This is a genomic window from Variovorax multivorans (assembly GCF_051216835.1).
Classification (GTDB): Bacteria; Pseudomonadota; Gammaproteobacteria; order Burkholderiales; family Burkholderiaceae_C; genus Variovorax.
Genome location: NZ_JBPJZL010000006.1, coordinates 248,144 through 262,235, shown reverse-complemented (window position 1 = coordinate 262,235; position 14,092 = coordinate 248,144). Strand labels below are relative to the sequence as shown.

Sequence of the window (14,092 nt, the reverse complement as noted above, 5' to 3'; positions counted from 1 at the left end):
AAAATTGAAACCATGAACGAAACCATTCAGGTCGGTGTAGTGATGGGCTCGAACTCCGATTGGGAGACGATGCGCAACGCGGTCGAGATTCTCCAGCAATTCGGAATCAGTCACGAAGCAAAGGTGGTCTCGGCCCACCGGATGCCCGATGCGCTCTTCGCGTACGCCGAAAGCGCCGCCGGGCGCGGGCTCACCGCGATCATCGCGGGCGCGGGCGGCGCGGCCCATCTGCCGGGCATGCTGGCCTCGAAAACCACGGTACCGGTGCTGGGCGTTCCGGTGGCCAGCCGCCACCTGCAGGGCGTCGATTCGCTCTACAGCATCGTGCAGATGCCCAAGGGCGTGCCGGTGGCCACTTTTGCCATCGGCAACGCGGGCGCGGCCAATGCGGCGCTGTTCGCGGTGGCGATGCTGGCGGTGAACGATCCGGCGCTGCGCGCGAAGCTCGACGCCTTCCGCACGGCGCAGACCGCTGCCGCCGAAGCCATGACGCTGCCGCCGGCTGCCGCCGGCGACGCTGGCAAGGCGCCCCCCGTGTCCCCTTTCTCGCCGCAAGGCGGAGGTGCCCTGTGAGCAGCAGCAAGAACGGTGACCTGCCCATCCTCCCGGGCGCCACGCTCGGCGTGCTCGGCGGTGGCCAGCTGGGGCGCATGTTTGCCCACGCGGCCCAGCGCATGGGCTACTTCACGGCGGTGCTCGACCCCGACACCGACAGCCCCGCCGGCCGCGTGAGCCACCACCACATCCACACCGACTACGACGACGTCGACGGCCTGGCCCGCCTCGCCGGCCTGGCCGATGCGGTGACGACCGAGTTCGAGAACGTGCCCGCGCCTTCGCTGGAGCACCTGGCGGTCGCGCGGCCGGTGTCGCCCGGCGCCTCGGCTATCGCCATCGCGCAGGATCGCATCGCCGAAAAGGCCCACTTCACCCGCTGCGGCGTGCCCTGCGCGCCCTACGCGGTCATCGAGACCGCAGCGCAGCTCGCCGCCGTTGAAGACAGCCTGCTGCCCGGCATCCTGAAGACCGCGCGGCTGGGCTACGACGGCAAGGGCCAGCAGCGCGTGAAGACGCGCGCCGAGCTGGTCGATGCCTGGCAGGCCACGGGCTGCGTGCCCTGCGTGCTCGAGAAGATGCTGCCGCTGGAGTTCGAATGCTCGGTCATCCTGGCGCGCAGCCGCGACGGCCAGATCGTGCACTTTCCGCCGCAGCGCAACCTGCACCGCGACGGCATCCTGGCCATCACCGAGGTGCATCCGCAGAACATGCCGAAGACGGTGGCGCAGGGTGCGGTCAATTCGGCCAAGAGCATTGCCAACGGCCTGGGCTACGTGGGCGTGTTGTGCGTCGAGTTCTTCGCGCTGGCCGACGGCTCGCTGGTCGTCAACGAGATGGCGCCGCGCCCGCACAACAGCGGCCACTACACGATGGAAGCCTGCGACGTGTCGCAGTTCGAGCTGCAGGTGCGCACGCTCGCCGGCCTGCCGCTGGCCGCGCCGCGCCAGCACAGCCCCGCGATCATGCTCAACCTGCTGGGCGATCTTTGGTTCGCCGAGGGCGGCGACAAGCCGGTTTCGCCGCGCTGGAGCGAAGTGCTCGCGCTGCCGGGCGTGCACCTGCACCTCTACGGAAAGATCGACCCGCGGCGCGGCCGCAAGATGGGTCACCTCACGCTCACCGGCGCCACGCTCGAAGCCGTGCGCGCCACCGCCTCGCAGGCCGCGCTGCTGCTGGGCCTGCCGGCGGTGACCACCGCCGATCTCGCATGATCCTCGACGGCCGCTCCCCCGAGGCCATTGCCGAAGCCGCGCGTGTGCTGCGCGCGGGCGGGCTGGTCGCCTTTCCGACCGAGACTGTCTACGGCCTGGGGGCCGACGCGAGCAGCGACATGGCCGTGGCCGGCATCTTCAAGGCCAAGGGGCGGCCCGCCGATCACCCGCTGATCGTCCACGTGGCGGCCGGCATCAAGGGCACCGAGTCGCTGTCGCGCTTCGCCCAGCCGCTGCCGCTCTTCGCGCAGAAGCTCGTGCAGGCCTTCTGGCCCGGGCCGCTCACGCTGATCGTCACGCGCCAGCCCGGCGTGGGCGCGGCGGCCGCCGGCGGGCAGGACACCATCGGCCTGCGCTGCCCCTCGCATCCCGTGGCGCAGGCGCTGCTCGAAGCCTGCGCCCAGCAGGGCGTGCCCGGCCTCGCGGGGCCCAGCGCCAACCGCTTCGGCCGCGTCAGCCCGACCACGGCGCAGCACGTGCACGACGAGTTCGGCGACGCGCTGCTGGTGGTCGACGGCGGAGCGTGCGAGGTCGGCATCGAGTCGACCATCGTCGACTGCAGCCGCGGCGCCCCCGTGCTGCTGCGGCCCGGCCTGATCACGCGCGCGCAGATCGAGGCTGCCTGCGGCGAGAAGCTCAGCGACCGCGAAGTGCTCGAAACACCCGACCCGCGCGCTTCGGGCACGCTGGAGGCGCACTACGCCCCGGACGCCAAGGTGCGGCTGATGGACGCCAAGGCGATCCAGACCGGCCTCGACGTGCTGGGCGCGAATGCCGCGCACATCGCCGTGTGGTCGCGCACCGTGGTGCGCAGCCGATCGCAGCGCGTGCTGCAGCGGCGCATGCCCGACGACGCAGCGGCCAGTGCGCAGCAGCTGTTCGCGGTGCTGCGCGAGTTCGACGCGCAGGGCGTCAAGCTGATCTGGGTCGAGATGCCGCCCGACACGCCCGATTGGGAAGGCGTGCGGGATCGCTTGCAGCGCGCGTCGGCTGCCTGATCAGCCCCCAGCGGCCAGCACGCCCTGGAAGAAGCCACGGGCCGAGGCCAGGCAGAACGGTGGCGCCAGCGTGCCGTGGTACGCCAGCGTGACCGCCTGCGCCTTGTCAGATGCACTGCCCGTCGTGTTCTGTGCCAGCAGGGCCTTGGCCTGCGCGAAGCCGGCACGGGCCGTCGAATAGGCATCGATCGCGGCCGAATCTTCCAGATCGACCACCGCCAGCGCGGCAGCCGGCACGCCCTTGGCGCGGAAGTAGCCTGACGTGGCGCGGGTGCTCACGAAGTTCACCGTCGGGTCGTTGGCGCCACCGCACATCAGCATCGGGCGGGTCGGCGTCCAGTTGCGCAGGTCGTTGGCGAGCGCCGCCTTGCGGAAGCCCGTGGACGGCTTGCAGTCCAGCGGCGAGGCCGTGCTCAGCGACGCCGACGTGGCCGGCAAGGCGTTGCCGGGGCAGGGCGTGGCCTGGATGTCGCCGGCCGCCTGCGTCAGGAAGCTCTGCTTGATGAGGTTGTTGGCGCCGTAGAAGATCGACAGCGAGGGGCTCACCGGCCCTGGCGTGGCATTGGCCGGGAACAGCGCCAGCTGCGGCAGCTTGCCGCTGGAGAACAGCGTGCCGGGCGAGGTGCTCGGCAGCAGGGTGTCGATGCCGGTGGCGTACTGCGCTTCATACACGTCGCTGGTGGAGCTGTAGACGTTGCCGAACTGCTGCTGCCAGCTGGTCGACAGCAGCGGCACGAACAGCGTGGCGCCCAGCGCCGGCCAGCCCTGGTAGGTGTAGTCCGTCAGCAGGCTGATGGCCGAGGGTGCCGACAGCGGCGCCGACGCCGTCACCGTCTTGCCCGTGGCCTGCATCTCGCGGTGCGCCGCCATTGCCACATAGCCGCCCTGCGAGTAGCCGGTGATGAACAGCGAGCCGGCGTCGTTCGCGCCGATACCCGAGAAGGTCTTGCGCGCGGCGGTGAGCGCATCGACCATGTCCTTGCCCTGCTGGTCGCCATTGAGATACGGGTGGTAGGGCAGCGTCGACTTGTCGTAGCCCGCGTAGTTGGGCGCCACCACGATGTAGCCCTGTGCCGCGAACATGGCGGCCACCATCAGGCCCTCGCCGGCTGCCGCCTGCGTGCTGTCGGTCCACTTGGCCAGGTTGTAGGCCTTGGCGGCGGTGGTGCCGTGGGCATAGAGCACCACCGGACGCTGGCCGCTGCAGGCGATGTCGGAGCCCGTGGGCACCATGATCGCGGCGGTGGCATTGGTGGCCTCGCTCTTCGCGCCGATGGTGCGGTATTCGAGGTAGCGCAGGTCGATGCCGCATTTGGGCGTGCCAGCCACCTGCAGCAGCGCCTTGCCCTGGTCGCTGGCCTGCAGGCTGGCGGTGAACTGGGTGGCCGTCAGATTCGCCGTCTGCTCGGGCGGATTGGTGACCACCGAGCCCCGGCCGTTGTCGACGGCGGGCGGCGGAACGCCCACCCCGATGCCGATACCCCCGCCTCCACCACCGCCTCCGCAGGCGGCCAGCAGCAACAAGGTTGCGCCTGCGAGCGCCGTCAGGGCGGCTGTCTTGCGCATAGGGACGGACGAGTGGGGGTGCGGCTTTGTCAAGGCATGTCTCCTGCGTTGGTCTTGTACGGAATAGAACGACCGTCCGATTCTGTGCAGCGGCATGCCCGCGCGCAAGCGGGCGTTTGCCCTCAGAAGATTTCAGTACACGGCCGATGGCCGTGCGCCTTGTCGAGCCGCCGGCCTCAGTTGTCCTGCGAGGCCCAGTCGACCAGCGCGTCGAAGGCCGCGCGCGCGGCGCCCGCGTTCTCGCCGTTGGCAATGGCCACCAGCACGTAGCGCCGGCCGCTTGCGCCGTCCACGTAGCCGGCCACGCCGGAGGCGTCGCGCAGCGTGCCGGTCTTCAGGTGGGCTGAGCCGCCCGAGCGCAGCGTGCGCTTCTTCAGCGTGCCGTCCACGCCCATGGCCGGCAGCGAGGACATCAGCTCCGGCATTACCGGCGAGCGCCACGCCACCTGCAGCATCTTGCCGAGCGCGGCGGCGCTGATGCGCTCATCGCGCGACAGGCCAGAGCCGTTCTCGAACACCGGCTGCGCCTCGCCCGTGCCGATGCGCTCGCGCCACCACTGGCCCAACGCGGCGCGCGAGGCCTCGAAGGTGCCGCGGTTCTTCTGCGTGAGCCCGATCGTGAGGAACAGCTGCTGCGCCATCACGTTGTTGCTGTACTTGTTGATGTCGCGGATCACCTCGGCCAGCGGCGGCGATTCGAACTCGAAGGCCGGCTTCAGCCCCGCCGGCACGCGCCCCTCGCGCATTTGCCCGCCGACGCGCCCGCCCATCTCGGCCCACATGCCGCCGATGGCGCGCATGGCGTAGGTGCGCGGGTCGCCGTAGGCCACGGCCCAGCTCTTCTCGCCGCAGCCGGCCGGGAAACCGCCGTTGAAGCGGATGCGGTTCACGTCGCTGAAGTCGGTGCGCAGCGCGGCGCGCCAGTCGCCGCATTCGCCGGGCACGATCGCCACGGTTGGCGGCATGGCCACGCTCGCCAGCGGGGGCTCGTAGCTCACCCGCGCGATCTGGCCGGCGCGGTCGGGCGCGAAAGTCATGTTGACCGACTTGAAGTTCACCAGCAGCGCGTCGGGCGAGGCGTTGTAGGGCCGCAGCGGTTCGCCATCGAAAGCGGCGGGGTCGCCCTCGACCGTGGTCTCGAAGGCGCTGCGGTCGATGACGATGTCGCCGCTCACCGTGGTGATGCCCAGCCCCTGCACGTGGCGCAGCAGCAGCCATACGCGCTCCAGCACCAGTTTCGGGTCACCCTGGCCCTTGATGTACAGGTTGCCGTTGAGCACGCCGTTGTTCACCGTGCCTTCGACGTAGACAGGCGTGGTCCAGCTGTAGGCCGCGCCGAGCAGGTCGAGCGCGGCGTAGGTGGTGACCAGCTTCATGATCGACGCCGGGTTCACCGGCGCCTGCGTGCGCCATGCCAGGCGCGGCTGGCGCGTGCCGTCGGCCTCGGCCACCAGCATGGTCACGGACTCGCGCGGCACCTTGGCGCGGGCGAGGGCGGCATCGACCTGGGTCGGGAGTGCTTGCTGGGCGAAGGCGCCAGCCGAGGCCAGCAAGGAGAGAGTCAGTGCGCAGGCCGCGCGGCGGAGGGCAAGAGGCATCCGCCGATTATCCCGGCGCAAACACGTGCAGCTTCGCGTGATACAGCAGCATCACCGTCTTGGCATCGGCGATGCGGCCGTCGGCCACCATGGCCAGCGCCTCGTCGATGGCCAGCTCCAGCACCTCGATGTCCTCGCCCTCCTCGGGCAGCCCGCCGCCCGCGCCGATGCGCATCGAGGGCTCGTAGGGCGCGACGAAGAAGTGCAGCTTCTCGGTAACGGAACCCGGGCTCATGAAGCTCTCGAAGATCTTCTGCACCGTGCCGAGCCGGTAGCCCAGTTCTTCTTCGACCTCGGCGCGGATGCGCTCCTCGGGCTCCGCGTCGTCGAGCAGGCCGGCCGCGGCCTCGATCAGCAGGTCGTCGTGGCCGTTGACGAAGGCTGGGTAGCGGAACTGGCGCGTCAGCAGCACAGTGCGCTGCGCGAGGTTGTAGGGCAGCAAGGTGGCGCCGTTGCCGCGGTCGTAGGTTTCGCGGTGCATGCGCTGCCACTGGCCGTCGTTGCGCCGCCAGTCGAAGGCGGTGGTGCGCAGCGTGTACCAGTGGTCGGAAAGCAGGGTGACTTCGTGCACCCGGACGCGGTCGTGGATGGTCATGGCGGCGAGCATATGTGCATATTCGTGCAAAAACAAGAAAAAACGTGCAATCAGCGGCGCGCGCCGATACCATCGGCCGATGCTCACCAGCCAGCGCAAGCAACACATCCTCTCGGTCCTGCGGCGCGACGGCAACGTCGTCGCGAAGTCGCTCAGCGAAGAACTGGGCCTGTCGGAAGACACCATCCGCCGCGACCTGCGCGAGCTGGCCGCCGAGGGCCTGCTGCTGCGCGTGCATGGCGGCGCGCTGCCGGTCGCGGCAGCCGAAGCCGACTTCGCAGGGCGCCAGCAGCTGGCCCCCGACGAAAAGGTGGCCATCGGCCGCGCCGCCGCTCGCCTCGTGAAGCCGGGGCAGGTGGTGTTCATCGATGGCGGCACCACCGCCGTGCAGCTTGCGCGCCACCTGCCGGCGAACCTGCAGGCTACGGTGGTCACGCACAGCCCGTCGGTGGCCATCGAACTGGTGGCGCATGCCGGCATCGAGGTGGTGCTGATCGGCGGGCGCCTCTTCAAGCACTCTGTGGTGGCGGTCGGCTCGGCGGCGATGGCGGCCATTGCGCGCATCCATGCCGACACGTATTTCATGGGCGTCACCGGCGTGCACGCCGAGGCGGGGCTGACCACGGGCGACCTGGAAGAGGCCGAGATCAAGCGCGCGCTGATGGCGTCCGCGGCCGAGACGGTCGTGCTGGCATCTTCGGAAAAGCTCGGCGCGGCGTCGGCCTGGGTGGTGAACCCGGTGACGTCGGCCACCAGCCTGCTGGTATCGCCGGACGCTCCTGCCAAGGCGCTGGCGCCGCTGCGCAAGGCGGGGCTGGCGATTTTGCGCAGCGATAACGGCGCGTGACCCTGGGGATTGGCCGCCCCTCGATAATCGGCGGATGCCTCTCGCCCTGCCCAAGCTGCTCGCCTTCGACACCAGCACCGAGCACCTGTCCGTGGCCGTGCTGCACGGCGACAGGCTGCTCGCGCACAACGGCGTGGGCGGCGCTCAAGCCTCGACCACGCTGCTCCCGCTGATCCAGCAACTGCTGGGCGACGCCGGGCTGGCGCTGTCCGAGCTCGACGCCATCGTCTTCGGCCGCGGCCCCGGTTCGTTCACCGGGCTGCGCACCGCCTGCTCGGTGGCGCAGGGACTGGCCTTCGGCGCCAAGGTGCCGCTGCTGCCGGTCGACACGCTGCTCGCCGTGGCCGAAGAAGCGCGCCATGCCTTCGGCGTGCAGCAGGTGATGGCCGTGCTCGACGCCCGCATGGACCAGATCTATGCCGCGCGCTATGACTTCGCGGCCAACGGCCTGCTTGGTGGGGACGACGAGCCCCTGCTGCTGTCGCCCGAAGACCTCGAAGTGCCCGCCGGCTGGGCGCTCGCCGGCAATGCATTCACCGCCTACGGCCTGCGGCTGGCCCCGGCCGCCGCCCGCCACGAGGCGCTGCCGACCGCTACCGCCATGCTGCGGCTGGCCCCTGCGCTGCTCGCGGCCGGGCGCACGGTGCCGGCCGCGCAGGCCTGGCCGCTCTATGTTCGCGATAAAGTGGCGCAAACCACCGAAGAGCGCGCCGCCATCAAGGCGGCCGCCGCAGCCGCCAACTGACCCGCATGAGCGCCGTCCTCCAGCCCGTCGAAGCCCGCCTCGAACCGCTCACTGTCGAGCGGATCGATGCCGTCTGCGCGGTCGAGCAGACGGCCTACAGCCACCCCTGGACGCGCGCCAACTTCACCGATTCCATGGCCGTGGGCTACCACTGCCAGTGCCTGCTGGCGCCCGGCGTGGCACAGGGCGTGAGCTCGCCGGTCACCCTGCTGGGCGAAACGCTGATCGGCTACTACGTCGCCATGAAGGGCGTCGACGAGGTGCACCTGCTGAACATCACCGTCGCGCCGGCCTTCCAGCGCCAGGGCTGGGCGCCGCTCATGCTCGAGGCGCTGGGCGGCTGGTCGCGCGCCGAGGGGGCGCAGTGGCTGTGGCTCGAAGTGCGCCAGAGCAACCAGCGCGCGCTCGACATCTACATGCGCCAGGGCTTTCGCAGCGTCGGGGTGCGCAAGGGCTACTACCCGGCGCACGACGGCAAGCGCGAGGACGCCGTCGTCATGAGCCTGCGTTTGAACGAATCAGGCTCCGCCTGGGGAGCCTTGCGATGAGTGCGGTACAGACATTGAAGCTCGACGCGCGTCAGCGCGCGATGCTCGACGAGATGGGCGTGAAGGTCTGGTGGCCTGTGCCTGAGGCGGTGGAAGCGGCGGCGCCTGAGACGGCTGCTGTTGCCGAAGAAGAGGTAGCCGTGGTCGAAGAACGCGTGCAGGTCGAAGCACCCGTTGCCGCGCCGGCACCGGCCGCCCGGCCTGCTGCGGCACCCGCACCGGCTGCCCGCCAGGCGGCTGCGCCGCTGTCCCAGGGCGCTGCCGTGCTGGTCGAGGCGCCCTGCCGTCTCTATGCCGACGCCGGCGCAGCGGAATCCACGCAGGGCGGCTGGCTGGTCGTTGCCGACATGCCGCCCGAAGCCGATGGCCGCCACGGCGAGCCCTTCGAGGGCGACGCCGGCCGCCTGCTCGACAACATGCTGCGCGCACTGAAGCTGCACGACGGCCAGACGCCAGTGCACCTCATGCGCACCCACCGCGGCGTGGCCGCCGGCCAGCCCGGCAGCCCGCGCGCAATCGACGAGGCCTTCGACGAGCACGCCGCGGCGCTCGCCCCCCGCATCGTGCTGGCGATGGGCCCGTTGGCGGCGCAAAGCCTGATGCGCAGCGGCGACCCGTTGGGCAAGCTGCGCGGCCGCGTTGTGCCGCTGGATTCCGTCGGTGGCGCGGCGGTGGTGGCGACCTACCACCCCGCGTATTTGCTGCGCAATCCCGCCGACAAGGCCCGCGCCTGGGCCGACCTCTGCCTGGCCGCCGAACAGCACACGCCCGCTCCAAACTGAGGGCCGAAAGCGGGCCGCCTAAAATCAGGCCCCATGACTTTCCTCGACAAGCTGGCCGCCGCACAGCAAAAAAACGGCTCCCTGCTCTGCGTGGGGCTCGATCCGGAGCCAGCCAGATTTCCGGGGCAATTCAAGGGCGACGCCAGCCGCATCTATGACTTCTGCGCGCGCATCGTCGACGCGACGGCCGACCTGGTCATCGCCTTCAAGCCGCAGATCGCCTACTTCGCGGCCCATCGCGCCGAAGCCCAGCTCGAACAGCTGATGGAGCACATGCGCCGCAACGCGCCCCACGTGCCCACGATCCTCGACGCCAAGCGCGGCGACATCGGCTCCACCGCTGAGCAATACGCCCTGGAAGCCTTCGAGCGCTACGGCGCCGACGCGGTGACGCTGTCGCCCTTCATGGGCTTCGACTCGGTCGCGCCGTACCTCAAGCACGAGGGCAAGGGCGCCTTCCTGCTGTGCCGCACCAGCAACCCTGGCGGGTCCGACCTGCAGGGGCAGCGGCTGGCGGATGTCGAGGGGCAGCCCTTTTTGTACGAACACGTCGCCAGGCTGGCGCAGGGGCCGTGGAACCTGAATGGCCAGCTTGGCCTGGTGGTGGGCGCGACCTACCCGGCAGAGATCGAACGCGTGCGCGAACTCGCGCCGACGGTGCCGCTGCTGATTCCAGGCGTCGGCGCCCAGGGCGGCGATGCGGTCGCCACGGTGCGCGCCGGCTGGCGTGCCGATGCGCCGATCGTCGTGAACTCGTCGCGAGCGATCATTTATGCGTCGTCAGGCGACGACTTTGCCGAAGCGGCGAAAAAGGCCGCGCGCACCACGCGCGACGCGTTGGAAGCCGCCAAACCCTGAGTTTCAGGCCCGCCGCAGGCGGGTGAAGAGCTCGAATTCCCAGTTGCGCATGCCCAGCAGCAGCGTGTAGCCCTCGCGGTCCTTGGCTGACAGCTTCTGGTCAGTCTGGTGCTGCTGCGCAAAGTCCTGCGCCACGCGCTGCAGGCGCTCCAGGAAGGCCGGCGCCAGCGAGCGGCTGATCGAGCCGTGCACCAGCAGCAGCCCCTCGGCCGGGCCGTCGAAGCCACCGCGGTAGTAGTCGAGCACCACGTTCTCGCGGAAAAACTCCATCACCGGGCCGTGCGGCCGCCAGCGGAAGGTCTTGGCGAGCTTCAGGCGATACCGATTGAGTGGGCGCAGCTCGATGATGCCGATGCGGTCCAGCTGCGCCAGGCAGCCGATGCACTCGGCCTCGCTCACGCGGTAGGCCGTCACGATCTGCTCCAGCGTCCACTGGCTCAGCACGCTGATGGCCACCAGCAGCAGCTTCTTGTCCTTGACCACGGCCTTTTCCTGCTCGTGCGTCAGCTCCTTCAGCAGCGGCTGGGCGTCGGCCACGCGGCGCGCCAGCTCGGCGAAATCGATCTTCAGCGCCCGGCAGATGGCGTCCACGCGCGACAGCGGCATGTCGCTCTTGGCCAGCATCCGCTTGACGCTGGATTCGGCCATGTCGAGCGACCGCGCCAGGTCGGCGTAGGTCATGCGCGCGCTTTTGAGTTCGTTCTTGAGGGCCTGGACGAGATCGACGGTGGTGCTCATGGCCCGGAAGCGTACACGGGCGCCGGCAAGTATCGATTGAAGATACCGTCAGGTGTGAATTAGTGCCACGTATCGATTCTCGATGCCTGTGGAGCGGCCCGCCACTAAATTCCGCGGCTCGTACCGACCCACCCCCACCGAGGACCGCCATGCTTCTGCCCTCTCTCAGCCGCCGCGAACGCGGGTTGCTTTTCACCTTCGCGCTGCTTACGCTGATCGCCTTCTTCGGCCCCGATCTGCCGGCCGCCGAAGTCGCCATCGCCTCGGTGTTCGCCGACGACCGCGCCTGGCACGGCCTGCCCAACGCGATGGACGTGCTGAGCAACATTCCCTTCGTGGTGATCGGCCTGTGGGGCCTGTACCGGCTCAACCGCATCGACCGCTCGCACCAGGAAGCGCTGTCGCAATTCCCCCTGGCCCCGCCCGCCAGCGACCCGCCAGACAACACGCTGGACTGCGCCTGGCTCTTCTTCGCCGGCCTGATCGCCACCGCCGCGGGCTCGGCCTTCTTCCACCTCGTGCCCGACGCCCCCCGGCTCGCTGCCGACCGCGCCGGCATGGCGGTGGCCTTCGCAGGGCTGATCGGGGTGGCGGTCTGCGAGCGGGTGAGCCAGCGCGCCGGCTGGCCCGCCGCCTGGTTCGTGCTGACGGCCGGCCTGCTCTCGGCCGAGGTGTTCCAGGAAACCGGCAACGTCATGCCCTGGGCGCTGGTGCAGTTCGGCGGCATGGCGCTGGTGGTGACGCTGGCGCTGGCCACGCCGATGCGCAAGTCGCTCGGCCTGAAGCTGGGCTGGGTCATCTTCTTCTACGTGCTGGCCAAGGCCTTCGAGATGGCCGACCACCAGATCTACGAGTTCACGCGGCACACGGTTTCGGGCCATACGCTGAAGCACCTGACGGCCTCGCTCGCCGGGCTGCCCGTGGTGCTTGCGCTCCACAAGCTCGAAATGCGCTGGGAAGCCGCACTACGGCACAATCCGGGCGCCGCCGCCGTGGCCGCCTGAGGAGCACTCTTCGAATGACAAATCCCGCCGCTGCCGCAGCCACACCCGTGGCCCATGAAGCGAACGCCCACGCCAACCAGTTCGCCCTCCTCAAGCAGCGGCGCTTCGCGCCTTTCTTCTGGACCCAGTTCGCTGGCGCGGCGAACGACAACCTCTTCAAGTTCGCCTTCACCGTCATGGTGACCTACCAGCTCCAGCTGAGCTGGATGCCGCCTGCCATGGCGGGGCTGGTGATCGGCGCGCTGTTCATCCTGCCGTTTTTGCTGTTCTCGGCCACGTCCGGCCAGCTCACCGACAAGTTCGACAAGACGAAGATGATCCGCTTCGTCAAGAACCTCGAAATCGTCATCATGCTGATCGCCGCCTGGGGCTTCGTCACGGCCAATGCCGTGGTGCTGCTGGGCTGCGTGTTCCTCATGGGGCTGCATTCCACGCTGTTCGGGCCGGTCAAGTTCGCCTACCTGCCGCAGGTGCTCGATGCGCGCGAGCTCACGGGCGGCAACGGCATGGTCGAGATGGGCACCTTCGTTGCCATCCTGCTCGGGCAGGTCGCGGGCGGGCTGCTGGTGGCGGTGCCGCAGATCGGCCACATGAGCGTGGCCGTGGGCTGCGTGCTGCTGGCGCTGGTGGGGCGGGGCGGGGCGCAGGCCATTCCGAAGGCGCCGGCCACCGATCCGGGGCTGGTCATCAACTGGAACCCCATCAGCGAAACCTGGCGCAACCTGAAGCTCGCGAACGAGAACGTGGTGGTGTTCCGCTCGCTGCTGGGCATTTCGTGGATGTGGTTCTTCGGCGCGGTGTTCCTGAGCCAGTTTCCGAGCTTCGCCAAGGAAGTGCTGCACGGCGACGAGCAGGTGGCCTCGCTGTTGCTGGTGGTGTTCTCGGTGGGCATCGGCGTCGGCTCGCTGCTGTGTGAGACGCTGAGCCGCCGGCAGGTGGAAATCGGCCTGGTGCCGCTGGGCGCCATCGGCATGAGCGTGTTCGCCATCGACCTGTACTTTGCTTCGCGCGGGCTGCCCAAGGTGCCCGAGATGGGCATCGGCGCCTTCGTGCACCAGGGCGCACACTGGCGCGTGATGGCCGACCTGGCACTGCTGTCGCTGTTCGCGGGGCTCTACAGCGTGCCGATGTACGCGCTGATCCAGCTGCGCAGCCAGCCCACGCACCGCGCGCGCATCATCGCGGCGAACAACATCCTCAACGCGCTGTTCATGATCGGCAGCTCGGTCATCGCCGGTGCGCTGCTGGGGGCGGGCTTCACCATTCCGCAGATCTTTTTGTTCACCGGCATCGCCAACGCGGTGGTGGCGTTCTACATCTTCATGCTGGTGCCCGAGTACCTGCTGCGCTTCGTGGCCTGGGTGCTGTCGCGCTTTGTCTACCGTTTCGACATCAAGGGCGAGTCGCACATTCCCACCGAGGGCGCGGCGGTGCTGGTGTGCAACCACGTGAGCTTCATCGATGCGGTGCTGCTGATGGCGGCGAGCCCGCGGCCGATCCGCTTCATCATGGACCACCGCATCTTCAAGGTGCCGGTGCTGGGCTGGCTGTTCAAGCTGGCCAAGGCCATTCCCATCGCGCCGCAGAAGGAAGACCCGGCAGCGTACGAAGCGGCCTTTGCCAAGGCTCTGGGCGTGCTGCGCGAGGGTGACCTGCTCGCCATCTTCCCGGAGGGTGCGATCACGCGCGACGGCACGCTGCAGCCCTTCAAGGGCGGCGTGATGAAGATCGTCGAGAGCGCGCGCGGCGAAGGCCTGGAGCCGCCGGTGATCCCGATGGCGCTGATCAACCTCTGGGGCTCGTACTTCAGCCGCATCGAGCTGCGCGGCGGCGAGCAGGTGGCCATGGCCAAGCCCTTCCGCCGCGGCTTCTTCAGCCGCGTGGGCCTGAACGTCGGCGGCCCCGTGCCGCCGGCCGAGGTGCAGCCCGAGTCGCTGCGCCAGCGCGTTGGCGCCCTGCTGGGCGCCTGAAACACCTAAAAAGTATCAGTTGCAGATACCGGTGGCGCTGAAAGCCGCCACTGGTGCAAGCATTCAAGCCTCGC

14 protein-coding genes are annotated in these 14,092 nt (G+C 69.4%); 10 read left to right on the top strand and 4 right to left on the bottom strand.

Annotation, left to right across the window (positions count from 1 at the left end; all coding sequences use genetic code 11):
• The first annotated feature begins 12 nt into the window (after window positions 1–12).
• From purE to ACSFCA_RS17450, 3 genes are read left to right on the top strand one after another with little or no spacing between them, the layout of a single operon-like run.
• The gene (gene purE, locus ACSFCA_RS17460) at window positions 13–573 is read left to right on the top strand and encodes a 5-(carboxyamino)imidazole ribonucleotide mutase (RefSeq protein WP_258352283.1); all 561 of its coding nucleotides are present in this window, start codon (window positions 13–15) and stop codon (window positions 571–573) included.
• Window positions 570–1,769 carry a 5-(carboxyamino)imidazole ribonucleotide synthase gene (locus ACSFCA_RS17455; protein ID WP_435460384.1) on the top strand — a complete coding sequence of 400 codons (1,200 nt, stop codon included), beginning with the start codon at window positions 570–572 and terminating at the stop codon, window positions 1,767–1,769. Before purE ends, ACSFCA_RS17455 begins: the two co-directional genes overlap by 4 nt.
• Window positions 1,766–2,767, top strand: a complete 1,002-nt coding sequence (locus ACSFCA_RS17450) for an L-threonylcarbamoyladenylate synthase (protein WP_435460385.1) — start codon at window positions 1,766–1,768, stop codon at window positions 2,765–2,767. The genes ACSFCA_RS17455 and ACSFCA_RS17450 overlap by 4 nt, the downstream gene beginning before the upstream one ends.
• Here ACSFCA_RS17450 and ACSFCA_RS17445 read toward each other — a convergent pair whose 3' ends face one another.
• From ACSFCA_RS17445 to ACSFCA_RS17435, 3 genes are all read right to left on the bottom strand, one after another.
• Entirely contained in the window at window positions 2,768–4,333 is a 1,566-nt protein-coding gene (locus ACSFCA_RS17445; protein WP_435460386.1) for an alpha/beta hydrolase family protein, read from the bottom strand. It abuts the gene before it with no gap.
• A gap of 176 nt (window positions 4,334–4,509) precedes the next feature.
• The gene (gene dacB / locus ACSFCA_RS17440) at window positions 4,510–5,931 is read right to left on the bottom strand and encodes a D-alanyl-D-alanine carboxypeptidase/D-alanyl-D-alanine endopeptidase (protein ID WP_435460387.1); all 1,422 of its coding nucleotides are present in this window, start codon (window positions 5,929–5,931) and stop codon (window positions 4,510–4,512) included.
• A gap of 7 nt (window positions 5,932–5,938) precedes the next feature.
• Window positions 5,939–6,526, bottom strand: a complete 588-nt coding sequence (locus ACSFCA_RS17435) for an NUDIX hydrolase (RefSeq protein WP_435460388.1) — start codon at window positions 6,524–6,526, stop codon at window positions 5,939–5,941.
• Window positions 6,527–6,605: 79 nt separating this feature from the next.
• On the opposite strand from ACSFCA_RS17435, the gene ACSFCA_RS17430 reads away from it, so the two are divergent.
• Genes ACSFCA_RS17430 through pyrF form a run of 5 tightly spaced genes read left to right on the top strand, consistent with a single transcriptional unit; the run spans window position 6,606 to window position 10,306 of the window.
• Window positions 6,606–7,373 carry a DeoR/GlpR family DNA-binding transcription regulator gene (locus tag ACSFCA_RS17430; RefSeq protein ID WP_435460389.1) on the top strand — a complete coding sequence of 256 codons (768 nt, stop codon included), beginning with the start codon at window positions 6,606–6,608 and terminating at the stop codon, window positions 7,371–7,373.
• 34 nt (window positions 7,374–7,407) lie between these two features.
• On the top strand, window positions 7,408–8,118 hold the full coding sequence (tsaB, locus tag ACSFCA_RS17425) for a tRNA (adenosine(37)-N6)-threonylcarbamoyltransferase complex dimerization subunit type 1 TsaB (protein ID WP_435460390.1): 711 nt from the start codon (window positions 7,408–7,410) through the stop codon (window positions 8,116–8,118).
• 5 nt (window positions 8,119–8,123) lie between these two features.
• On the top strand, window positions 8,124–8,666 hold the full coding sequence (gene rimI, locus ACSFCA_RS17420; RefSeq protein WP_435460391.1) for a ribosomal protein S18-alanine N-acetyltransferase: 543 nt from the start codon (window positions 8,124–8,126) through the stop codon (window positions 8,664–8,666).
• Entirely contained in the window at window positions 8,663–9,448 is a 786-nt protein-coding gene (locus tag ACSFCA_RS17415; protein WP_435460392.1) for a uracil-DNA glycosylase family protein, read from the top strand. The genes rimI and ACSFCA_RS17415 overlap by 4 nt, the downstream gene beginning before the upstream one ends.
• A gap of 33 nt (window positions 9,449–9,481) precedes the next feature.
• Window positions 9,482–10,306: an orotidine-5'-phosphate decarboxylase gene (pyrF, locus tag ACSFCA_RS17410; protein WP_258352293.1), complete on the top strand. Its 825-nt coding sequence runs from the start codon at window positions 9,482–9,484 to the stop codon at window positions 10,304–10,306.
• 3 nt (window positions 10,307–10,309) lie between these two features.
• Here pyrF and ACSFCA_RS17405 read toward each other — a convergent pair whose 3' ends face one another.
• Window positions 10,310–11,044: a helix-turn-helix domain-containing protein gene (locus ACSFCA_RS17405; protein WP_258352294.1), complete on the bottom strand. Its 735-nt coding sequence runs from the start codon at window positions 11,042–11,044 to the stop codon at window positions 10,310–10,312.
• A 149-nt stretch (window positions 11,045–11,193) separates the two neighbouring features.
• Between ACSFCA_RS17405 and ACSFCA_RS17400 the strand changes: the two genes are divergently transcribed.
• Both ACSFCA_RS17400 and ACSFCA_RS17395 read left to right on the top strand, forming a co-directional pair.
• Complete coding sequence (locus tag ACSFCA_RS17400) at window positions 11,194–12,048, top strand: hypothetical protein (RefSeq protein ID WP_258352295.1); 855 nt, start codon at window positions 11,194–11,196, stop codon at window positions 12,046–12,048.
• 14 nt (window positions 12,049–12,062) lie between these two features.
• Window positions 12,063–14,018, top strand: a complete 1,956-nt coding sequence (locus ACSFCA_RS17395; RefSeq protein ID WP_435460393.1) for an MFS transporter — start codon at window positions 12,063–12,065, stop codon at window positions 14,016–14,018.
• Window positions 14,019–14,092: the final 74 nt, after the last annotated feature.